This window comes from Grimontia kaedaensis (assembly GCF_023746615.1).
Lineage (GTDB): Bacteria > Pseudomonadota > Gammaproteobacteria > Enterobacterales > Vibrionaceae > Enterovibrio > Enterovibrio kaedaensis.
In genome coordinates, this window is sequence record NZ_CP082275.1 from 3,690,339 (window position 1) to 3,712,164 (window position 21,826).

Consider the following 21,826-nt stretch of genomic DNA (forward strand, 5'->3'; position numbering starts at 1 on the left):
TACAATAACACTGTTTATTATCCAGAATATCCCTGCTCCCAATCCTTCCAAACCACCTCAAAACCTGCCGCCTTCACTGCAGTTGCAACGGCACTCGCACTGCGCTCGTCAGAGACGGAAAACTGCTCCAGCTCAGGTTCATCATCGGCGTAACCTCCAGGCTGGGTTTTAGAGGCTGCTGACATCGAAGTGATCCCAAGCGGCAATACTTTATCCCGAAATTCAGGCGACTCTCGGGTCGATAGAGAAAGCTCCACTTCTGAGTTGAGCAACCTATAGGCACAGATAAGCTGAACCAGTTGTCGGTCCGTCATCACCGACTTTGGCTGTACCGCCCCCTCACAAGGACGGAGCCTTGGAAAGGAAATCGAGTAGCGGCTTCGCCAGTAGGTGCGTTCCATGTACTCAAGGTGACTGGCGACAAAGAAGCAATCCGTTCGCCACTCATCCAGTCCAATCAGAGCACCAATGCCAATCTTGTCGATACCAGCCCGAGCAAGTCTATCCGGCGTATCAAGACGGAAAGCAAAATCCGTCTTGTTGCCACGCAGATGATGTTCGGCATAGGTCGAGCGATTATAGGTTTCCTGATAGACCATCACTGCGTCTAAACCCAGACCTTTAAGCTCAGCATAGTCCGCCGTTTCCATCGGCTGGACTTCCATAGCGAGATAGCTGAAATGCTGCTTAATGGCAGGCACTGAGGTTCGAAAGTAGTCCATCCCCACTTTGGTTTGATGCTCACCAGTTACCAAGAGAATGCTGTCAAAGTTCATTGCTTTAATCGCTTCGCACTCGCGCTCAATGTCATCCAGCGATAGGGTACGACGCTTGATACGGTTTTCCATTGAAAAGCCGCAGTAGGTACAAGCATTGGCGCAAAGGTTCGACAGATAAAGCGGCACGTAGAAATTGACCGTATAGCCGAATCGACGTCTGGTCAGCGCTGCAGCTTGCTGCGCCATCGCTTCAAGGAAGGGCTCCGCAGCGGGCGAGATCAGCGCCTTGAAGTCTTCCAAGTTACGCTTTGGCTTAGCCAATGCCCGCTGAACATCCGCTTCCGTTTTGCTGTAAATCGAGAGACGGATATCATCCCAATTGAGCGTCTGCCAATGATCAGAAAAAGCCATATCTCCTCCCGTCACGCCAGCTCATCAAGAAAAGCAGTGAGTGGGCTGGAGGCGACAGCTTGTTTTACCTGACCTGCTAAGCCTGACTCATGCGCAATGCGTCCTGCTTCTATGGCTAACTTGAAGGCCTTAGCCATCGCGACAGGGTCGGCTGCCGCAGCAATGGCTGTATTCACCAGCACCGCATCTGCACCTTTTTCCATCGCTTCAGCTGCATGGGAAGGGGCGCCTATCCCAGCATCTACCACCACTGGCACTTTGGCCTGATCGATGATGATGTCGAGAAAATCCCTTGATGCCAGACCCTTATTGCTGCCAATAGGCGCACCGAGCGGCATCACTGCAGCACAACCAGCTTCTTCCAGATGCTTACAAAGCACAGGATCGGCGTGGCAATATGGCAGCACCACAAAGCCTTCTTTGACCAGTGCTTCAGCCGCTTTCAAAGTTTCAATTGGGTCAGGCATCAGGTATTTAGGATCAGGATGAATTTCGAGCTTCAGCCAGTTAGTTCCCAACGCCTCACGGGCAAGTCTTGCGGCAAAAATGGCTTCCTTCGCTGTTTTTGCACCCGACGTGTTAGGTAACAGATTCACGCCCGACGCAATCAGCGGTGCCAGAATGTCATCATCACGCTTTTGGATATCGACACGTTTTAGCGCCATGGTAACTAACTCGGAGCCACTTTCGGCGATGCTCTCTGCCATCATCTGGGTGCTTGAGAACTTTCCTGTTCCGGTAAACAGGCGAGAGGAAAATGTTTTATCTGCAATTTTCAACATGGTTAACCTCCGGCAATGGCCTGAAACATAGCGACCTGAACACCCTCAGTCAGTGGTGTAGATTGCCACTGGCTACGTGGGATAATTTCACCGTTCAGAGCGATCGCCACCGACTGTTCAGGCAGAGATAATTCACTCACCAATGCCAGCAAATCGCTGGAAGTTTTTGGCGAGTAGGCTTCATCATTAAGCCAGATCTGCATGTGAGATCTCCTTATTTGGAAGTGCGCGAGGCTGACAAATGGCACATTCAGGATCGCGAGCAACCAGCATCTTTTTGAGCGATAGTGACTGTCCATCAAGCTGATAAAAGTTCGCAGGTAGAGATTCACCCATCAGCAACTTCAGCGCTTCTAAAGCCTGAAAGTTGCCAATGACGCCTACTACCGGCCCCACGACACCTGCACTCTGACAACTCCTCAAATGAGGGTCCTGATGGGAGGGAAATAGGCAGTGATAACAAGGCGAAGAAGAGGCTCTGAAATCGAAAGTCATCAGCTGACCTTGCCAACCAATAGCAGCACCGGTAATCAATGGCTTGCCCAGTTTCACACAGGTGGCATTCACCGCCTGCCTGGTTGCCATGTTGTCGCTGCAATCAAGCACGATATCGGCAAGGGAGACTTCAAGCTCCAGCGCCATTCCATCTAACTGACGAGTGACGGGACGACATTGGATGAGGCTATTCAACGCGTTGAGTTGTTCACTCAGCGCTTTCGCCTTACCTTTGCTCAAGTCCTTTTCACGATAAGCAATTTGCCTCGGCAAGTTTGAACGCTCCAGCACATCGCCATCAGCCAGCACTAACTGTCCGACTCCTGCCCCAGCCAAATACTGCGAAGCCGCAGTTCCAAGACCACCACATCCCACTATCAGTACTTTGGCTTGGGAAAGTTTCAGTTGCGCCTCTTCGCCCCAGTTATCCAACATGATTTGGCGACTGTAACGGTCAAACTCACAGTCTGACAGACTAGCTTTGTTCGACGACGATACGCTCATTTCTCGCCTCCTCTGTCAGCACCTCAGAGAATGATTGAAGCGTTGCCGCCAAGTCACAAGACTGGGTGACTGCCCGCACAACGGCGATCGCATCCACACCGCTTTGCCAGACTTCTGGGGCTTTAGCGAGATCAATACCACCAATAGCCACTGTCGGTACTTTCCCTGCTACTGTCGCTAAATGCTTCGACAACTGCGCCACACCTTGGGGAGGCGTAGGCATCTGTTTGGTGGGTGTTGGGAAAATATGGCCGATAGCTAAATAGCTTGGGTTAAGAGATAAGGCTAATTTCAGCTCATCAGATGTTCGGGTGGACACACCAAGGCGAATGCCAGCAGTAGCTATCGCATCTAGGTCAGCCGATTTCAAATCGTCCTGACCGAGGTGAACCCCATATGCGCCTGCATCGAGAGCCTTTTCCCAGTGATCGTTGATAAATACCTGAGCCTGACAAAGACGGCCGCAAGCAACAGCCTCTTTGATCATGGCATCAAGGTTAGGATGGTTAGCGTCTTTAACCCTAAGCTGAACCGTACGCACACCAAACGCCAGCAAACGCTTCAACAGGGCAATATCATCAACCACCGGATAGAGAGGGCCAATGCCCCCGTCCATCCTTGGAAACACGGGAGAGGTGTTCATAGCACCTCCTACGCTTTTTGATGATAGAGTTCGCTGCCTTTGGCGAGAAATTCCGCCGATTTTTGTTTCATGCCTTCAAGTGGATCTTCCAGCATTTTCACTTCAATGCCTTCGCCTAGCTCAAGGCCTTTTGCATAATCACGAACTTCATGACTGATTTTCATTGAGCAGAATTTAGGGCCACACATGGAGCAGAAGTGCGCCACTTTGCCCGACTCCTGCGGGAGAGTTTCATCGTGGTAAGCGCGTGCAGTATCTGGGTCGAGCGCCAGGTTAAACTGATCTTCCCAACGGAATTCGAAGCGCGCTTTAGACAGGGCATTGTCACGTACCTGAGCACCAGGATGTCCTTTCGCCAAATCAGCCGCGTGAGCACAGAGCTTGTAGGTAATCAGGCCGACTTTCACATCATCTTTATTCGGAAGCCCTAAATGTTCTTTCGGTGTCACGTAGCAAAGCATGGCACAGCCAAACCAGCCGATCATCGCCGCACCAATACCTGAAGTGATGTGGTCATAGCCCGGAGCAACGTCTGTCGTCAAAGGTCCAAGAGTATAGAAAGGTGCTTCGTGGCAATGCTCTAACTGCTCTTCCATATTTTCTTTGATCATGTGCATTGGCACGTGGCCAGGGCCTTCAATCATTACCTGAACGTCGTACTCCCAAGCTACCTTGGTCAACTCACCAAGAGTACGAAGTTCTGAGAACTGGGCTTCGTCGTTAGCATCGGCAATAGATCCCGGACGCAGACCATCGCCCAACGACAATGCCACGTCATACTTCGCACAGATTTCACAAATCTCACGGAAGTGGGTGTAGAGGAAACTTTCCTGATGGTGTGCTAAACACCACTTGGCGATGATAGAGCCGCCACGGGAGACAATGCCGGTAACACGTTTAGCTGTCATTGGTACGTAGCGCAGCAGCACACCAGCGTGGATAGTGAAGTAATCAACACCCTGCTCTGCCTGTTCAATAAGGGTGTCACGCATCACTTCCCACGTCAGGTTTTCAGCGATACCATTTACTTTCTCAAGTGCCTGATACATAGGAACAGTACCGATTGGCACAGGGCTATTTCTCAAGATCCACTCGCGAGTTTCATGGATGTTTCGACCGGTCGATAAATCCATGACCGTATCTGCGCCCCAGCGGGTAGACCACACCAACTTCTCGGTTTCCTCTTCAATCGATGAGGTGACTGATGAGTTACCAATATTCGCGTTCACTTTCACCAAGAAATTGCGGCCAATGATCATTGGCTCAGATTCAGGGTGGTTAATATTGGAAGGAATGATCGCGCGGCCTTCCGCCACTTCTTTACGAACAAATTCCGGCGTAATTTCTTTTGGAAGGTTAGCACCAAAGTTCTGACCCGAATGCTGACGGTTCAGTTGCTCATCTGCATATTGCTGGCGACCCATGTTTTCACGAATCGCGATGTACTCCATTTCAGGAGTAATGATGCCCCGACGTGCATAGTGTAGCTGGGTAACACACTGCCCATTTTGGGCTCGACGCACGGACGGCAGATTACCAAAGCGAAGCTCATCCAGTGTGTCATCATCCAAACGTGTCTTGGCAAAGTCTGACGTCACTCCATCAAGGAGTTCAGTATCACTGCGCTCTTCTATCCAGCGCTCTCGTAGCTTTGGCAGACCCGCATATATGTCAATTTCGTAGTCTGGATCGGTATACACACCAGATGTGTCGTAAACACGAACCGGCTCATTTTCTTCAAACTGGGGATTATCTTTAGTGCCACCGATGAGGCTTGGTGCTAGGGAGATTTCACGCATGCCCACCCGAATATCTGGACGGGAGCCCTCTAAATGAACTTTAAGAGAATTAGGAAAGGGTTGTACCGACAGGTTATCGATAAAGGCTTTTGCTTCGTTTCTGGCTTGTTTACGGTTCGACATAGCATTACTCCAATATATTTTTGGGAATAAATGCTTGCCGGATTTGCTGAGCAAGAGGTGTGGTGAAACTTATAGATATCAATATCCCAGAACACCACAATTGTTGTTCTCTTGTTCCCTTCGCAGGTATTAGCCTGATCAGGTTCAACGGATCCTGCTTTCGCAGTCTCAGCCAAATGGCACTCCGACAAGTATCAGCGAACGAGTATAGGGAATGCTTTCCGTTATCTCAACCACTCAAAGTGATTAACCGCGCATTAACAACTGAAAGCCTGCCCAAGCTGCAAAAATACAGATAACGACATTAAGCACAACATTCAGTCCCATTTTGAACCACTCACCCTGCTGAAGGAGCAAAACGTTATCCATAGAAAACGTAGAAAACGTAGTGAGCGCCCCAAGGAAGCCAAGTCCGATAAGATGGCGCCAAGGACCTGGAGAAAAGACTTCCTGCTCTAAGGCTGCAACTAATAGTCCCATGATAAACGAGCCAACGACATTAACCGTTAAAGTACCATAAGGAAAACCACGCCCTAGTAACACAACACAGAGCTCAGAAATCAGGTAACGAGAGCAAGCACCAAATGCTCCACCAATGGCTATATAAAAAAGTAGAACTGCTTGATTCATGGTGTTTAGGTCCATGTTGTCCAGAAACCAAGCTGACATGATACGCCTTAAAATGCGTATTCGCTAAGGCGATCTCTTAGCCAATTCAAATGTTGAACTGATTGAAAGAACAGTAGATACGAAAAAGCCTCAGCATTTCTGCTGAGGCTTTGAATTTGGCAGGGGTGGAGGGATTCGAACCCCCAACACGCGGATTTGGAATCCGCTGCTCTGCCAATTGGAGCTACACCCCTATACGCAGGCTATTTTAATGGTTCTCTGTCAAATAGCCAGTATTGATTGGGGAAAGCCAAATCAAGTGGACAGATTTCATACAAGGTTATGATTCTTCTGCTTATACTTATTAAATACCAACAATGCGATCACTGCAGGCCCTGCGACTAAAGCTGCAATAGCGCTACAAAGCAGAGTCATTTGAAGTAAAGCTGACAAATCATTCATCTGATGATTCCTTTATCCTTTTTAGATAAGCCGATCATACCGTGATGGTATACAAAATACGTCTCAATGATAAGAACCAAAGAGAGTAACTCTAACAGTTGCATAAATAAAAATGAGAGAAGTGTATGACGATCACTAAATGTATGCATTTCAATACATCAGATGTAGATGTAGTTTCCAGACAAATCAAATTATTGGCGTTTACCTATTCATAAAGTGTGGTCAGTCTTATGTTTTAACTTCAAGACAGCAATAGAGTGAGAAGTTTGGTGGTATGACGGATAGCAAAAAACCTCAGCCTTTCGACTGAGGTTTCTTTAAGAAGTGGCGGAGCGGACGGGACTCGAACCCGCGACCCCCGGCGTGACAGGCCGGTATTCTAACCAACTGAACTACCGCTCCACACTTAAATTGGAAGCCTGGCGATGTCCTACTCTCACATGGGGAGACCCCACACTACCATCGGCGCTGTTACGTTTCACTACTGAGTTCGGCATGGAGTCAGGTGGGTCCATAACGCTATGGTCGCCAAGCAAATTCTGCTAAGTCTTCACCTTTTTAAAAAAGGTAAAAACCAAAATCTTGGAAAGTGACTGTCTTTGTTCTCGTTCTTACACATTCAACGTTCTTATTCGAGTCCGTCAAAACCCCTTGGGTGTTGTATGGTTAAGCCTCACGGGCAATTAGTATCAGTTAGCTCAACGCCTCGCAGCGCTTACACACCTGACCTATCTACGTCGTCGTCTCCAACAACCCTTTAGAGGACTTAAAGCCCTAGGGATGACTCATCTTGAGGCTCGCTTCCCGCTTAGATGCTTTCAGCGGTTATCGATTCCGAACTTAGCTACCGGGCAATGCCACTGGCGTGACAACCCGAACACCAGAGGTTCGTCCACTCCGGTCCTCTCGTACTAGGAGCAGCCCCTCTCAATCATCCAACGCCCACGGCAGATAGGGACCGAACTGTCTCACGACGTTCTAAACCCAGCTCGCGTACCACTTTAAATGGCGAACAGCCATACCCTTGGGACCGACTTCAGCCCCAGGATGTGATGAGCCGACATCGAGGTGCCAAACACCGCCGTCGATATGAACTCTTGGGCGGTATCAGCCTGTTATCCCCGGAGTACCTTTTATCCGTTGAGCGATGGCCCTTCCATTCAGAACCACCGGATCACTATGACCTGCTTTCGCACCTGCTCGAACCGTCATTCTCGCAGTCAAGCGGGCTTATGCCATTGCACTAACCTCACGATGTCCGACCGTGATTAGCCCACCTTCGTGCTCCTCCGTTACGCTTTGGGAGGAGACCGCCCCAGTCAAACTACCCACCAGGCACTGTCCTCAACCCCGATAAGGGGCCTAAGTTAGAACATCAAACATACAAGGGTGGTATTTCAAGGTCGGCTCCACACAAACTGGCGTCTGTGTTTCAAAGCCTCCCACCTATCCTACACATGTAGGCTCAATGTTCAGTGCCAAGCTGTAGTAAAGGTTCACGGGGTCTTTCCGTCTAGCCGCGGGTACACAGCATCTTCACTGCGATTTCAATTTCACTGAGTCTCGGGTGGAGACAGCGTGGCCATCATTACGCCATTCGTGCAGGTCGGAACTTACCCGACAAGGAATTTCGCTACCTTAGGACCGTTATAGTTACGGCCGCCGTTTACCGGGGCTTCGATCAAGAGCTTCGACCGAAGTCTAACCCCATCAATTAACCTTCCGGCACCGGGCAGGCGTCACACCGTATACGTCATCTTTCGATTTTGCACAGTGCTATGTTTTTAATAAACAGTTGCAGCCACCTGGTATCTGCGACTCTCAATAGCTCCATCCGCAAGGGACTTCACCGTCGAGAGCGTACCTTCTCCCGAAGTTACGGTACCATTTTGCCTAGTTCCTTCACCCGAGTTCTCTCAAGCGCCTTGGTATTCTCTACCCGACCACCTGTGTCGGTTTGGGGTACGGTTCCTGATAACCTGAAGCTTAGAGGCTTTTCCCGGAAGCATGGCATCAATGACTTCACTACCGTAGTAGCTCGACATCGTGTCTCAGTGTATAGCGTCCCGGATTTACCTAAGACACCCACCTACGCACTTGAACCTCGACAACCGTCGCGAGGCCCACCTAGCCTTCTCCGTCCCCCCATCGCAGTTATCAGCAGTACGGGAATATTAACCCGTTTCCCATCGACTACGCCTTTCGGCCTCGCCTTAGGGGCCGACTTACCCTGCCCCGATTAACGTTGGACAGGAACCCTTGGTCTTCCGGCGAGGAGGTTTTTCACCCCCTTTGTCGTTACTCATGTCAGCATTCGCACTTCTGATACCTCCAGCAGCCCTTACAGACCACCTTCAACGGCTTACAGAACGCTCCCCTACCCAGATATAAATATCTGCCGCAGCTTCGGTGTATCGCTTAGCCCCGTTACATCTTCCGCGCAGGCCGACTCGACCAGTGAGCTATTACGCTTTCTTTAAATGATGGCTGCTTCTAAGCCAACATCCTGGCTGTCTGAGCCTTCCCACATCGTTTCCCACTTAGCGATAACTTTGGGACCTTAGCTGGCGGTCTGGGTTGTTTCCCTCTCCACGACGGACGTTAGCACCCGCCGTGTGTCTCCCGGATAGTACTTACTGGTATTCGGAGTTTGCAAAGGGTTGGTAAGTCGGGATGACCCCCTAGCCTTAACAGTGCTCTACCCCCAGTAGTATTCGTCCGAGGCGCTACCTAAATAGCTTTCGGGGAGAACCAGCTATCTCCGAGTTTGATTGGCCTTTCACCCCTAGCCACAAGTCATCCGCTAATTTTTCAACATTAGTCGGTTCGGTCCTCCAATTGATGTTACTCAATCTTCAACCTGCCCATGGCTAGATCACTCGGTTTCGGGTCTACGTCATGCAACTCATTCGCCCAGTTAAGACTCGGTTTCCCTACGGCTCCCCTATGCGGTTAACCTTGCTACATAACGTAAGTCGCTGACCCATTATACAAAAGGTACGCAGTCACCTAACAAGTAGGCTCCCACTGCTTGTACGTACACGGTTTCAGGTTCTATTTCACTCCCCTCACAGGGGTTCTTTTCGCCTTTCCCTCACGGTACTGGTTCACTATCGGTCAGTCAGGAGTATTTAGCCTTGGAGGATGGTCCCCCCATCTTCAGACAAGATAACACGTGTCCCGTCCTACTCGTTTTCACGTTAAATAAGCCGTCGTGTACGGGGCTATCACCCTGTATCGCGCCACTTTCCAGAGGCTTCCACTAACTCATAAAACGCTTAAGGGCTAATCCGGGGTCGCTCGCCGCTACTGCCGGAATCTCAATTGATTTCTTTTCCTTCGGGTACTTAGATGTTTCAGTTCCCCGAGTTCGCCTCCACACACCTATGTATTCAGTGTGGGATACTGGCTGATGCCAGTGGGTTTCCCCATTCGGAAATCCCAGACTCAAGCGGTTGTTACTACCTAATCTGGGCTTATCGCAAGTTACTACGTCCTTCATCGCCTCTGACTGCCAAGGCATCCACCGTGTACGCTTAGTCACTTAACCATACAACCCCAAGAGGTTTCGTATGTTTAAACAACCAAGGTGTTCTAATAAGAACATGTTCACCCTTTTTGCCTCTGCTTTTTCTTAAAAAGCGGAAACATAAAGTGATGAACGATTTCGCCGGACTCAAATATTGTTCATCACTTCCGAAGAAGTGATGAAACCAAGAACACTTGAATGTGTTTGGTGTTAATTCCGAAGAATCAACATTTGAGAACTTTTACAAACAAACTGAATCAGTTTGTTTAGTCAGCTTTCCAGATTTTTAAAGAGCATGTGATGTGTTCTAGTGAACAACCACTTTTTAAGAACACTCATCATTCTCTGTTCGAAGAGAAGTGTGCTTAAAGAGTGGTGGAGCTATGCGGGATCGAACCGCAGACCTCTTGAATGCAAATCAAGCGCTCTCCCAGCTGAGCTATAGCCCCACATCGATACTTAGTGCCACCAACCGAATTGATTGGTGGGTCTGAGTGGACTTGAACCACCGACCTCACCCTTATCAGGGGTGCGCTCTAACCACCTGAGCTACAGACCCATCTAAGTATGTTCTTTATCTTTTTGACCGTAGCAATCTGTGTGGACACTAGCATTAATAGTATCGTTAAGGAGGTGATCCAGCCCCAGGTTCCCCTAGGGCTACCTTGTTACGACTTCACCCCAGTCATGAACCACACCGTGGTAAACGCCCTCCCGAAGGTTAAGCTATCTACTTCTGGTGCAGCCCACTCCCATGGTGTGACGGGCGGTGTGTACAAGGCCCGGGAACGTATTCACCGTGGCATTCTGATCCACGATTACTAGCGATTCCGACTTCATGGAGTCGAGTTGCAGACTCCAATCCGGACTACGACATACTTTCTGGGATTCGCTTCACATCGCTGTCTCGCTGCCCTCTGTATATGCCATTGTAGCACGTGTGTAGCCCTACTCGTAAGGGCCATGATGACTTGACGTCGTCCCCACCTTCCTCCGGTTTATCACCGGCAGTCTCCCTGGAGTTCCCGACATTACTCGCTGGCAAACAAGGATAAGGGTTGCGCTCGTTGCGGGACTTAACCCAACATTTCACAACACGAGCTGACGACAGCCATGCAGCACCTGTCTCAGAGCTCCCGAAGGCACCAATCCATCTCTGGAAAGTTCTCTGGATGTCAAGAGTAGGTAAGGTTCTTCGCGTTGCATCGAATTAAACCACATGCTCCACCGCTTGTGCGGGCCCCCGTCAATTCATTTGAGTTTTAATCTTGCGACCGTACTCCCCAGGCGGTCTACTTAACGCGTTAGCTCCGAAAGCCACAGTTCTAGACTACAGCCTCCAAGTAGACATCGTTTACGGCGTGGACTACCAGGGTATCTAATCCTGTTTGCTCCCCACGCTTTCGCATCTGAGCGTCAGTCTTTGTCCAGGGGGCCGCCTTCGCCACCGGTATTCCTTCAGATCTCTACGCATTTCACCGCTACACCTGAAATTCTACCCCCCTCTACAAGACTCTAGCCTGCCAGTTCAAAATGCGGTTCCCAGGTTAAGCCCGGGGCTTTCACATCTTGCTTAACAGACCGCCTGCATGCGCTTTACGCCCAGTAATTCCGATTAACGCTCGCACCCTCCGTATTACCGCGGCTGCTGGCACGGAGTTAGCCGGTGCTTCTTCTGCCGCTAACGTCAAACACTGCACGTATTAAGTACAATGCCTTCCTCACGGCTGAAAGTGCTTTACAACCCGAAGGCCTTCTTCACACACGCGGCATGGCTGCATCAGGCTTGCGCCCATTGTGCAATATTCCCCACTGCTGCCTCCCGTAGGAGTCTGGACCGTGTCTCAGTTCCAGTGTGGCTGATCATCCTCTCAAACCAGCTAGGGATCGTCGCCTTGGTGAGCCTTTACCCCACCAACTAGCTAATCCCAACTGGGCCCATCCGGTAGCGAGAGGCCCGAAGGTCCCCCTCTTTGGTCCAAAGACATCATGCGGTATTAGCCACCGTTTCCAGTGGTTATCCCCCTCTACCAGGCAGGTTCCCAGCCATTACTCACCCGTCCGCCGCTCGCCGCCCAATAAATCATCCGAAGAATCTTTATTGTCGCTGCCGCTCGACTTGCATGTGTTAGGCCTGCCGCCAGCGTTCAATCTGAGCCATGATCAAACTCTTCAATTAAAGTTTTTGGCTCGATGAAATACTGTTGTGTTCTAACCCCTCTCTACAAAGTAAAGAAAGAGCAGAACGAATTGACTGTGCCGATAACTCCGTAGAGTTTTCGTTTGGTCACTCAGTAAACATCGATAAATCTTTTGTCTATCAATCACGAGTGCCCACACAGATTGCATAGGTCAAATTGTTAAAGAACGTTGACTTGAAGAAGCGCTGCTTCTCACCGTCAGGGCTGCGAATTTTACGCTGCCGGGCGATGAAGTCAAGAAGAAATTTTGAGATTTTTCAGCCTTGCTTTCGCAACCCTCAAAACACCTTGTTGACTTGCCTCTCGGGGTGAATTTCCCTTCGAAGCGGGCGGCCATTCTACTGATTCGAAACAGCGCGTCAAGCGTTTATTTCAACTCAATTTTTGAGGCCTTCGCCGTACCGATTTGAGGGGGCGTTTCCGCGGTGGGAGCCGCTCTCCGTGTCGGTGAGGCGGCATTATAGGGAGGTCTGAAATTCTGGCAAGGCCTTTTTTGAGGTTTTTTATGAAAAACGGTGCGTTCGATTATTTTTCGCCCAAAACGGTATTAAAGTGCATTAAAACGAACAAGAATTGCACTCTTTTCCGCATCAAGATAGTCTGTTTTCAATCATCCTTATTTGGAATTCTCTATGTCTTCTGTACTTCGCAGTTATAAAGGTATCTTTCCAACAGTCGGTGAACGCGTTTACCTCGACCCTTCTTCTGTATTGGTTGGCGATATTACCCTTGGTGATGACGCAAGCATTTGGCCTTTGGTTGCTGCCCGCGGTGACGTTAACCATATCCGTATCGGCCAGCGGTCTAACATTCAGGATGGCTCTGTTCTTCATGTCACCCACAAGAACAAAGAGAACCCAGGAGGCTATCCGCTGATCATCGGTGATGACGTGACTGTCGGACACAAAGTCATGCTGCATGGCTGCACTATCGGTAATAAAGTGCTTGTCGGCATGGGCGCGATTGTTCTCGATGGTGCTGTAATAGAAGATGAAGTCATGGTGGGTGCGGGCAGTTTGGTTCCGCCTGGTAAACGTTTAGAGTCTGGTTTTCTCTATGTGGGCAGTCCGGTAAAACAAGCGCGCCCTTTGAAAGAAGCAGAACGCGCTTTTTTGCAGAAATCGTCTAATAACTATGTTGTCACGAAAAATGAGTACATCGCAGAGCTCGAAGGTTAACGCACCCAGATCTCACCGGACGCATTGAAGTCTTCCTCTTCAATGGCTTCTTCTGCTAACTCTTCCAGATCGAAGCGATTCCCGGCAAACGCTGCCAGAATCGCTTCTTCTGTATTCAAAGCTACTCGCTCTCTCTTTTCCAGATCAACAATCGAGATAAAGCAGGCAATCAAGGAGCCTGCTTGCTGCGCATCAAAGCGGACAGCGCATTTTTCAGTATCGACCTCTTGGAGGTCAGGGAAAAGGATGTTCTGGTTCATCTGCACTTCATCTATTCAGCAAGATTACTGCGAAGCTCTCTCAGCACCTGTCCAGTTCCCGGCCTGATACCACGCCAAATCGTAAAACTCTCCGCCGCTTGTCCCACCAGCATACCCAATCCATCAATCACACGAGCGGCACCGTTATCCAGAGCCCACCGGTTACTGCTGGTCACGCCTGAACCATATACCATGTCATAAACTACGGTTTGACTGCCAAACACAGTCGCTGAGATTTGTGGGTGTTCTCCTGAAAGGCTGGCAGATGTAGAATTCACCACCACATCAAACTCTCCTTCCAGCGATTCAAAGCTGGTTGCCGACACACTGCCATTATCCGCAAATAGTGATGCCAGCATCTCGGCTTTACTTGCAGTGCGGTTAGCAATCACCAATTGTGCAGGCTCGTGAGCCAGTAAGGGAAGAATCACTCCCCTCGCTGCGCCACCTGCACCAAGCAATAAAATTTTAGCGCCTTCGAGTTGGACATGGTGACTCAGCAGATCTTGCACCAGCCCTTCCCCGTCCGTGTTATCGCCGAGTATGCCGCCATCATCGAGCTTTTTCAGTGTGTTCACCGCCCCAGCGAGCTTAGCCCGCTCGGTCAGCATGGTCGCCAACTTAAACGCCTCTTCTTTAAAGGGCACAGTGACATTACATCCTTTGCCGCCACTATTAAAAAAGGCAGTTACCGCTTCCTCAAAACCACCGATTGGCGCTTCGAGCGTTTCATAATCCATTGCCTGCGCAGTATGGCGCGCAAACAAGGTGTGTATAAAAGGAGACTTACTGTGTGAGATCGGGTTGCCGACAACGACATATTTATCCACGACTTTGTTTTCCTTGAATTACCATTCCCTTGGTTTCAAAAACTCTTTGTAGAGCTTCTCTTCAGCAGACCCTGGCTCAGGCTCGAATCCATACTCCCAGCGCACCAGTGGTGGCATAGACATCAGGATTGATTCTGTTCGTCCGCCGCTTTGCAGACCAAACAGAGTGCCACGATCGTAGACAAGATTAAACTCAACATAACGCCCGCGGCGATAAAGTTGGAATTCACGCTCATGTTCACCGTAAGCGGCGTCTTTGCGTTTCTGCACGATCGGGAGGTAAGCATCGAGGTAACCCTCACCCACGGCTTTTATATAATCGAAAGACGCGTCGAATCCCCACTGGTTCAAATCATCAAAGAAAAGACCGCCGACACCACGGGTTTCGTTACGGTGAGGCAAGAAGAAATAACGATCACACCAGGCTTTGTGCTCAGCATATACATCAGCGCCAAAGGGTGCACAAATAGACTTCGCCGTTTGGTGCCAATGAACACAATCTTCTTCTACTGGATAGAAAGGCGTGAGATCGAAGCCACCACCAAACCACCAAACCGGGGCTTCCCCTTCTTTTTCGGCAATGAAGAAACGGACATTGGCGTGGGAAGTCGGAACATTCGGGTTTTTAGGATGCACCACCAAAGACACACCCATGGCTTCAAAGCCTCTGCCTGCCAGTTCAGGACGGTGCGCCGTCGCCGAGCCCGGCATTTTGTCCCCAAACACATGGGAGAAATTCACGCCAGCCTGCTCAAATACATTGCCATCGCGAAGCACCCGGCTTTTACCACCGCCGCCCGCAGTTCTCTCCCAGGCATCTTCCTCAAATGTCGCACCGCCGTCTTCTTTTTCCAGCGCCGCACATATCATGTCCTGCAACGACAGTAAAAAGCGCTTAACCGCCTCTTTATCAACCTGCTGAGGAAGGTTCTGATTCTCCACGTGATTTCCTTGTACTTTTATTTAGCCCTGACGAAGCACCTTACCAGAACGCGCATCTCGGATCTCGGTGGGCTTGTCACGTCCGCCAATTTTTCCTTCTAAAACACTCGGCACACGGCTACCCAATTGCTCTACCACTTCCGCCACACTGCGACACGGCTCTTCACCGCTAAGGTTGGCACTGGTTGATGTGATGGGTTTGCCATAAGAAAGACACAGTTCGCGGACATCTGGATGATCGGAAACGCGCACAGCGACAGTATCGAACTGCCCAGTCACCCAATCAGTGATCTTTTTGCCTGCGGGCATGACCCAGGTAACAGGGCCCGGCCAGGTTGCTAAAACCTCGGCTTTCACCTCTTCACTCAGGCTATCGAAATCAATGTATCCGTCCAACTGGGAAAGCTCTGCCGCGATCAGAATAAGGCCTTTGGCCTTATCACGCTCTTTTACATCTAAAAGCGCCTGCACAGCGGCTGGGCTGTCCGGGTCACAACCCACACCAAATACCCCTTCTGTGGGGTACGCGATAACTTCCCCGCGCGCCAACGCTGCAACGCATTGCTTAACATTCGCCAATGCTCTTCTCCTGCCTCTACCCGAAAAATTCGGCTTACTATGACCAACTTTACCCGACGTTCTCAACACTTTTGTCACAAATCGAAACAGACTTTCTATCAGCCCCGTTTATAACAGGTATCCAAACAGCAGCAAACAGACTGACGCAAACGTTTTCCTTGCTGCTTTTTGCCGATATAATGCGCCCACTTTCCATGTTTCAGCGGTTAACGAGCATTTACAGGAGTTACTATGAAAGTCGGCATCATCATGGGTTCTAAGTCAGATTGGCCAACCATGAAAAACGCAGCAGATATGCTGGATCACTTCGGCGTTGACTACGAAACCAAAGTGGTTTCCGCCCACCGCACTCCTGGCCTGCTCGCAGATTATGCCAGCGAAGCTGCTTCACGTGGCCTGAAAGTGATTATTGCCGGCGCAGGTGGCGCTGCTCACCTACCTGGGATGACCGCCGCGTTTACCAGCCTTCCTGTACTGGGTGTACCGGTTCAGTCAAAAGCACTGAAAGGGATGGATTCGCTACTTTCTATCGTCCAAATGCCAAAAGGGGTGGCAGTAGGAACGCTGGCAATTGGTGATGCAGGTGCCGCGAATGCCGGCCTGCTTGCAGCGCAAATCTTGGCGACCAATGATGCAGAGCTGATGGCAAAAGTCGACGCTTTCCGTCAGAACCAAACAGACACCGTTCTCGCTAACCCTGACCCATCGGTAGATTAATCATGAATGTGCTGGTTCTCGGTGCCGGACAGCTGGCACGTATGATGGCGCTGGCAGGTGCCCCCCTAAACCTTAAGATTAGCGCGTACGATGTGCGAAGCGGCAACCTTGTACACCCAGTCACGCTGGAAGTACTTGGGCAAGGTCTGGAAAACGGGATTGCCGATGCCGACGCAATTACTGCCGAGTTTGAACACATCGCGCCGGACGTACTGGACGTCTGTCAGGCCAGCGGTAAATTCTACCCTGGTGAAACCGCCATCCTGACCGGCGGTGACCGTCGTCTGGAAAAAGCTTTGCTGGATAAAGCTGGTGTAGCCAATGCCCGTTATCAGGTGATTGAATCGCGAGAAGATTACGATTCAGCAATCGCCAACATCGGCCTGCCTCTCATCCTGAAAAGCGCCCTTGATGGCTATGACGGCAAAGGCCAGTGGCGCCTGAAGCCAGATTCAGATATTGAATCAGTGTGGCAGGATATCGACCAGTTCCTCAAAACCTCTCCACAAGGTGCGCGTCAGTGTGTGATTGCCGAAGAATTTGTGCCGTTTGACCGCGAAGTGTCATTAATCGGTGCGCGCAATGCCAAAGGTGATTTGGAAATTTACCCACTGACCGAGAATATCCACACCAACGGTATCTTGAGCGTGTCGGTGGCAGCCGGTGACAATGATGCAGTACAGGCTCAGGCTGAAGCCATGTTTAAAGCAGTGGCAGACACACTGGATTATGTCGGCGTACTGGCGATTGAGTTTTTTGATGTCGGCGGCAACCTCAAAGTGAACGAGATAGCGCCGCGCGTACACAACTCCGGTCACTGGACACAGCAAGGTGCTGAGGTCTGTCAGTTTGAGAACCATCTTCGCGCTGTCTGTGGCTTACCGCTTGGCAGTGCCAAACGCATCCGTCCGACTGCGATGATCAACATCGTCGGTGAAGTAACTGTCCCGACGGATGTCATGGGACTGGCGCATGTGCATTGGTACGACAAAGCGCCGCGACCGGGCCGCAAGATTGGCCACATCAACCTTTGCGCAGACAATGCAAAGGCGTTGGGTGAAGCACTTCAGGAAGTCGCAAAACACTTGGACGACACTGAGTTTCCCGCCCTTCAAAGTGCCGCAGAAACATTAAGCTGAATGAGCCAAGCCCAAAACGAGAAAAGCCGCTGCTAGCGGCTTTTTTTTCTAATACCAAACACGGCGAATTTGGGTCATAGCCCCTGTTTGTGTTGACACTTTTTATCCGCACAGACTTTCACAATGCCCGCCGCCAGCTTTTTCTCAAGCAGCAGCGGATATCCGCAAACCTCACAGTTGCCCTTGATAGGCTTAAGGTTCACGGCGAATTTGCATTTCGGGTAAGCGTCACACGCATAGAAGGCTTTACCAAAACGCGATTTCTTCTCGTGCAGTTTTCCTTTGCGGCACTCAGGACAGTTGATGTCCATGGTTTCCGCTTCAGGTTCCTGATCGCGCTTTTCGATATGTTGGCATTCCGGATACGCCGAACAGCCGATGAACATGCCGAAACGTCCTTGGCGGAGCACCAACTCGTTGCCACATTCCGGGCACGGCATGCCAAGCTCTTTCACTATGTGCCCATCATTGTGGTTAAGTGACTCGATGAAATCACAAGCCGGGTAGCCAGTACACGCTTTGAAAGGGCCGCGTTTACTGTGCTTGATAACAAGAGCGCTGCCACATTTAGGGCAGCGCTCTTCATTTTCCAGCGCATGTTCATGGGCGCTGAATAGGGAATCGTCAATTTTTCCAGCCAAAACAGACCAGCCTCAAATCAGTGAAGGTATTCATCTTCCGCTGTGCTGTAGAGTAACTCTTCCATTTGATCGTACGCGCGCTCGTTGCCGGGCACGTTAAACAGCACCATCAGGATCACCCATTTCAGATCTTCCAGCACAAATTCCTGCGTATCGAGCTCCATAACACGGTCAATCACCATCTCACGGGTTTCAGGGCTCAGTACACTGATTTGCTCAAGGAAAGTCAGAAAACCTCGGCTCTCGGTATCCAGTCGATCCATCTCTTTTGGGGTATAGATACGAACAGAAGTGAGCGCACCGCCAGTAAGGTATGGGGTTTTGTCGGCGTCTTGAAGTAGCGCCAGCTTTTCAAGCCAGTTCAGCGCTTTGTATATATCGTCTTGATGAAATCCAGCTCTGGAGAGTTCATCAGCCAGTTCGTCCTGATCCACCATCAACTCAACATCGCTGTGGATATAGGTTTCAAACAGGTACATTAAGATGTCCATCATGGCTATCCCCTCCTCGTTCTGACATAACCACCGGGTACCGCTGTTACCAGCCCCTGTAGCTCAAGTTCTAACAACTGCATCATGATTTCGTGAACGGGTTCATCGCAGATTTCTGCAAGCACATCGACACACCTTGCTTCATTTCCTACGTTAGCCAACAGTTCAGGAAATGGCAATTCTTCTTGCAAAACTTGGGCCTGAGCGACCTCCAACTGGTGGTTTATTGCACAGCCGGCCAATGCGCCAACCTGCTCTAAAATTTCGTCCACCGACTCCACCAGAAAAGCACCCTGCTTTATCAAGCCGTTACTGCCTTTCGCATGCGGGTTATGGATAGAGCCCGGTAGAGCAAAGACATCCCGCCCTTGTTCAAGCGCCAATCTGGCGGTGATCAGCGAACCACTCTTCATTGCCGCTTCCACCACCAGCACTCCTGTAGATAGACCGCTGATAATGCGATTTCGTCTCGGGAAAAATGCAGGTTTTGGCGGCGACCAGGGCCAAAGCTCTGACACCAGTACGCCATTATCCTTGATATCGTCAGACAGTTGGCGGTGTCTGGCTGGATAAATTTTCTCAAGCCCCGAGCCCAACACGGCAATGGTTTTCCCTTTGCCATCGAGTGCCCCACGGTGCGCCCTGCCATCAATACCCAGTGCCAAACCGCTGGTCACGACGACATCGTGAGCGGCAAGCTCTTTGGCAAACGCGTGAGCCAGTGACAAGCCATCGTTAGATGCATGGCGGCTGCCAACCATCGCAAGTTGCGGCAGTGACAGTATATGGGGATCGCCGTCGACAAATAAAAGAGGGGGAGCACCACTGATTTGTTTTAACAGATAAGGATAACGCGAGTCGGTCAAGGAAATGATGTGCCTGCCAGGTGCTGATGCCCAGGTCAGGCATTTGTCTATAATGGAAAAGTCAGGTTGTCGCAACGCCTGAATCTGAGCAGGCTTGAAGCCAAGTGCCGCGAGCTCGATATCCTCCAGCGCGTCCAGTTTGTGGGGTGGGTATCTGCTGATAACCTTAGTGACCGCCTGACTGCCGAGGCGGGGAACGGCGGCGAGCCTAAGCCACCACTCAAGCTCGCGAGACATCTTATCCTCCCGCTGCGATGACCGGCATATCCGCTTTCAGTGGCTTATCGGCTTCCACCACCATGGCAAGACTGAAGAAAGGATAACTGTGGATAACCAACAAGGTGCCTGCTGATGTTGATGGCAATACTTTCACCACATCGCCGCCACTATTGTCGATATCGCTGTCATAGCGCATCTCACCCTTAGAGCCTTTCATGGCGACACCTGGCACCACCACCGACAAGGTATGTCCCGTATTGAGGCCGTCCTGTTCACCCAGATCAACCACCACAATTTGACGATGTCCGACATAGTTGCTGCCGTAAAGGTGTCCGACCATTCTGCCTTCAACACCATCCGGCGCGGGTTTAGGGTGGAAAATCTCTCCGGTTTTCGCACCAAGTGCAGGTAACAGGATATCGTTAGGTTTAATTTCCTGGTTTTGGCGGGTCAGCGTCATTTCAGCAATGCCATCAATCGAGCGCACCAGCTTAGCTTCACCGACTTTCTTGAGGCTTATCATGCGAACCATGGCATCACCTTTCTCCCGCTCAAAGTCCGTCACGGTACGATAGATAAACCACTCTTCGCTGCCTAAAGACTTATCAACAAAAAACGGCGTGCGTTTAGAGATATAACTCCATCCTTCCTGCGCGCCCAATACTCTCGGTGCAAGCAAATATTCACGTTCATGAATGAGGGTGTCATAGGTTAAGAACTGGCGCAGAACCGATGGCGAGGTGCTGTTGATAGGTGTTGAGTCAGTACGGTTAGCGCCTGCCGTATAAGAGAGCACAGGTTTGCCATCAAGCCAGCTCAGGCCCAGTTTGTCGCCCGGATAGATAAGGTGAGGGTTTTTGATTGCCGGATTGTGTTGCCAAAGCGTCGGCCAGTGCCAAGGTTTTTCCAGATAAAGGCCCGAAATATCCCAAAGGGTATCGCCTTTTTTCACCGTATAATTTTCAGGAGCATCAGCACTCAAACGTACTTCCGACGCAGCTATCACGCCTGGCAGCCCCAGTGCCAGACAAAAAATGATAAGCTTTTTAAACATCCCTTGTCTCCAAAAGCGTACTTTCGATTTGGATGCTGTCATTTGAATTGCAAAATGTCTAGAATTAGCCCAATTACAGAAGCCGGATACGGCGCAGTTCAACATATTTAAGAGACGTTTATGAGTGTATTACAGGTTTTGACCTTCCCGGACGATCGCCTACGCACGGTGGCGAAACCGGTAGAGAGCGTCACACCAGAGATCCAGACCATTGTTGATGACATGCTGGAAACCATGTACGACGAAGAAGGTATTGGCCTTGCTGCGACCCAGGTGGACATCCACCAGCGCATCGTTGTGATTGATATTTCAGAAACCCGCGATGAGCCTATGGTGCTGATCAATCCGGAAATTATTGAGAAGCGTGGCGAAGACGGCATCGAAGAAGGCTGTCTGTCTGTTCCTGGCGCTCGCGCACTAGTATCACGCGCATCGGAAGTGACGGTTAAAGCACTGGATCGCGACGGCAACGAATACCAGTTCGAAGCGGATGACCTACTGGCTATCTGTGTTCAGCACGAACTGGACCACCTTGAAGGCAAACTGTTTGTCGATTACCTGTCGCCCCTGAAGCAACAGCGCATCAAACAGAAGCTGGAAAAAATCAAACGCGCTAACCAAAAAGCCAGCTGA

At 50.4% G+C, this 21,826-nt stretch carries 19 protein-coding genes, 4 tRNA genes, 3 rRNA genes and 1 riboswitch; of the genes, 4 read left to right on the plus strand and 22 right to left on the minus strand.

Going from position 1 to position 21,826, the window contains the following annotated elements; translation table 11 throughout:
* Nucleotides 1-17: 17 nt before the first annotated feature.
* From thiH to K6Q96_RS16625, 14 genes are all read right to left on the minus strand, one after another.
* On the minus strand, nucleotides 18-1,130 hold the full coding sequence (gene thiH, locus K6Q96_RS16560; RefSeq protein ID WP_251876891.1) for a 2-iminoacetate synthase ThiH: 1,113 nt from the start codon (nucleotides 1,128-1,130) through the stop codon (nucleotides 18-20).
* Nucleotides 1,131-1,141: 11 nt separating this feature from the next.
* Nucleotides 1,142-1,912, minus strand: coding sequence for a thiazole synthase (locus tag K6Q96_RS16565; protein WP_251876892.1), 771 nt, complete (start codon nucleotides 1,910-1,912; stop codon nucleotides 1,142-1,144).
* Nucleotides 1,913-1,914: 2 nt separating this feature from the next.
* Nucleotides 1,915-2,115 (minus strand): sulfur carrier protein ThiS, encoded by a 201-nt coding sequence (thiS, locus tag K6Q96_RS16570; RefSeq protein WP_251876893.1) that lies wholly within the window; start codon nucleotides 2,113-2,115, stop codon nucleotides 1,915-1,917.
* Nucleotides 2,099-2,911 carry a HesA/MoeB/ThiF family protein gene (locus tag K6Q96_RS16575; RefSeq protein WP_251876894.1) on the minus strand — a complete coding sequence of 271 codons (813 nt, stop codon included), beginning with the start codon at nucleotides 2,909-2,911 and terminating at the stop codon, nucleotides 2,099-2,101. The genes thiS and K6Q96_RS16575 overlap by 17 nt, the downstream gene beginning before the upstream one ends.
* A complete protein-coding gene (gene thiE, locus K6Q96_RS16580; RefSeq protein ID WP_251876895.1) occupies nucleotides 2,883-3,554 on the minus strand; it encodes a thiamine phosphate synthase in 672 nt (223 codons plus the stop codon). Before thiE ends, K6Q96_RS16575 begins: the two co-directional genes overlap by 29 nt.
* An 8-nt stretch (nucleotides 3,555-3,562) precedes the next feature.
* Entirely contained in the window at nucleotides 3,563-5,476 is a 1,914-nt protein-coding gene (thiC, locus tag K6Q96_RS16585; RefSeq protein ID WP_251876896.1) for a phosphomethylpyrimidine synthase ThiC, read from the minus strand.
* A gap of 98 nt (nucleotides 5,477-5,574) precedes the next feature.
* A riboswitch (TPP riboswitch) is annotated at nucleotides 5,575-5,673 on the minus strand.
* 49 nt (nucleotides 5,674-5,722) lie between these two features.
* The gene (crcB, locus tag K6Q96_RS16590) at nucleotides 5,723-6,106 is read right to left on the minus strand and encodes a fluoride efflux transporter CrcB (RefSeq protein WP_062667493.1); all 384 of its coding nucleotides are present in this window, start codon (nucleotides 6,104-6,106) and stop codon (nucleotides 5,723-5,725) included.
* Nucleotides 6,107-6,262: 156 nt separating this feature from the next.
* Nucleotides 6,263-6,339: transfer RNA gene (locus K6Q96_RS16595), tRNA-Trp, on the minus strand.
* 533 nt (nucleotides 6,340-6,872) lie between these two features.
* Nucleotides 6,873-6,949 (minus strand) — tRNA-Asp (locus K6Q96_RS16600).
* Between the two features lie 15 nt (nucleotides 6,950-6,964).
* Nucleotides 6,965-7,080: ribosomal RNA gene (gene rrf / locus K6Q96_RS16605) — 5S ribosomal RNA — on the minus strand.
* A 129-nt stretch (nucleotides 7,081-7,209) separates the two neighbouring features.
* Nucleotides 7,210-10,097, minus strand: a 23S ribosomal RNA gene (locus K6Q96_RS16610).
* 352 nt (nucleotides 10,098-10,449) lie between these two features.
* Nucleotides 10,450-10,525, minus strand: a tRNA-Ala gene (locus tag K6Q96_RS16615).
* 33 nt (nucleotides 10,526-10,558) lie between these two features.
* Nucleotides 10,559-10,635, minus strand: a tRNA-Ile gene (locus tag K6Q96_RS16620).
* A 67-nt stretch (nucleotides 10,636-10,702) separates the two neighbouring features.
* A 16S ribosomal RNA gene (locus tag K6Q96_RS16625) occupies nucleotides 10,703-12,255 on the minus strand.
* The 16S, 23S and 5S rRNA genes sit together here with 3 tRNA genes alongside, the layout of an rRNA operon.
* Nucleotides 12,256-12,909: 654 nt before the next feature.
* Here K6Q96_RS16625 and K6Q96_RS16630 point away from each other — a divergent pair.
* Complete coding sequence (locus K6Q96_RS16630) at nucleotides 12,910-13,455, plus strand: gamma carbonic anhydrase family protein (protein WP_251876897.1); 546 nt, start codon at nucleotides 12,910-12,912, stop codon at nucleotides 13,453-13,455.
* Here K6Q96_RS16630 and K6Q96_RS16635 read toward each other — a convergent pair.
* Genes K6Q96_RS16635 through tsaC form a run of 4 tightly spaced genes read right to left on the minus strand, consistent with a single transcriptional unit; the run spans nucleotide 13,452 to nucleotide 16,066 of the window.
* Entirely contained in the window at nucleotides 13,452-13,715 is a 264-nt protein-coding gene (locus K6Q96_RS16635) for a DUF1488 family protein (RefSeq protein ID WP_251876898.1), read from the minus strand. The genes K6Q96_RS16630 and K6Q96_RS16635 overlap by 4 nt on opposite strands.
* Before the next feature lie 11 nt (nucleotides 13,716-13,726).
* Complete coding sequence (aroE, locus tag K6Q96_RS16640) at nucleotides 13,727-14,545, minus strand: shikimate dehydrogenase (protein WP_251876899.1); 819 nt, start codon at nucleotides 14,543-14,545, stop codon at nucleotides 13,727-13,729.
* Nucleotides 14,546-14,563: 18 nt separating this feature from the next.
* Nucleotides 14,564-15,487 carry an oxygen-dependent coproporphyrinogen oxidase gene (hemF, locus tag K6Q96_RS16645; RefSeq protein ID WP_256481803.1) on the minus strand — a complete coding sequence of 308 codons (924 nt, stop codon included), beginning with the start codon at nucleotides 15,485-15,487 and terminating at the stop codon, nucleotides 14,564-14,566.
* A 21-nt stretch (nucleotides 15,488-15,508) separates the two neighbouring features.
* Nucleotides 15,509-16,066: an L-threonylcarbamoyladenylate synthase type 1 TsaC gene (tsaC, locus tag K6Q96_RS16650; RefSeq protein ID WP_251876900.1), complete on the minus strand. Its 558-nt coding sequence runs from the start codon at nucleotides 16,064-16,066 to the stop codon at nucleotides 15,509-15,511.
* Nucleotides 16,067-16,297: 231 nt separating this feature from the next.
* On the opposite strand from tsaC, the gene purE reads away from it, so the two are divergent.
* Both purE and K6Q96_RS16660 read left to right on the plus strand, forming a co-directional pair.
* The gene (gene purE / locus K6Q96_RS16655) at nucleotides 16,298-16,783 is read left to right on the plus strand and encodes a 5-(carboxyamino)imidazole ribonucleotide mutase (RefSeq protein WP_062667673.1); all 486 of its coding nucleotides are present in this window, start codon (nucleotides 16,298-16,300) and stop codon (nucleotides 16,781-16,783) included.
* 2 nt (nucleotides 16,784-16,785) lie between these two features.
* Nucleotides 16,786-17,922 (plus strand): 5-(carboxyamino)imidazole ribonucleotide synthase, encoded by a 1,137-nt coding sequence (locus K6Q96_RS16660; RefSeq protein ID WP_251876901.1) that lies wholly within the window; start codon nucleotides 16,786-16,788, stop codon nucleotides 17,920-17,922.
* Nucleotides 17,923-17,996: 74 nt separating this feature from the next.
* On the opposite strand, the gene K6Q96_RS16665 is transcribed toward K6Q96_RS16660, so the two are convergent.
* From K6Q96_RS16665 to K6Q96_RS16680, 4 genes are read right to left on the minus strand one after another with little or no spacing between them, the layout of a single operon-like run.
* Nucleotides 17,997-18,563 (minus strand): DNA topoisomerase family protein, encoded by a 567-nt coding sequence (locus tag K6Q96_RS16665; RefSeq protein ID WP_251876902.1) that lies wholly within the window; start codon nucleotides 18,561-18,563, stop codon nucleotides 17,997-17,999.
* Between the two features lie 17 nt (nucleotides 18,564-18,580).
* Complete coding sequence (locus K6Q96_RS16670; RefSeq protein ID WP_046302764.1) at nucleotides 18,581-19,057, minus strand: DUF494 family protein; 477 nt, start codon at nucleotides 19,055-19,057, stop codon at nucleotides 18,581-18,583.
* Nucleotides 19,058-19,059: 2 nt separating this feature from the next.
* Complete coding sequence (dprA, locus tag K6Q96_RS16675) at nucleotides 19,060-20,157, minus strand: DNA-processing protein DprA (protein ID WP_251876903.1); 1,098 nt, start codon at nucleotides 20,155-20,157, stop codon at nucleotides 19,060-19,062.
* A gap of 1 nt (nucleotide 20,158) precedes the next feature.
* A complete protein-coding gene (locus K6Q96_RS16680) occupies nucleotides 20,159-21,193 on the minus strand; it encodes a LysM peptidoglycan-binding domain-containing protein (protein WP_251876904.1) in 1,035 nt (344 codons plus the stop codon).
* A 120-nt stretch (nucleotides 21,194-21,313) separates the two neighbouring features.
* On the opposite strand from K6Q96_RS16680, the gene def reads away from it, so the two are divergent.
* Entirely contained in the window at nucleotides 21,314-21,826 is a 513-nt protein-coding gene (gene def, locus K6Q96_RS16685; protein WP_002540849.1) for a peptide deformylase, read from the plus strand.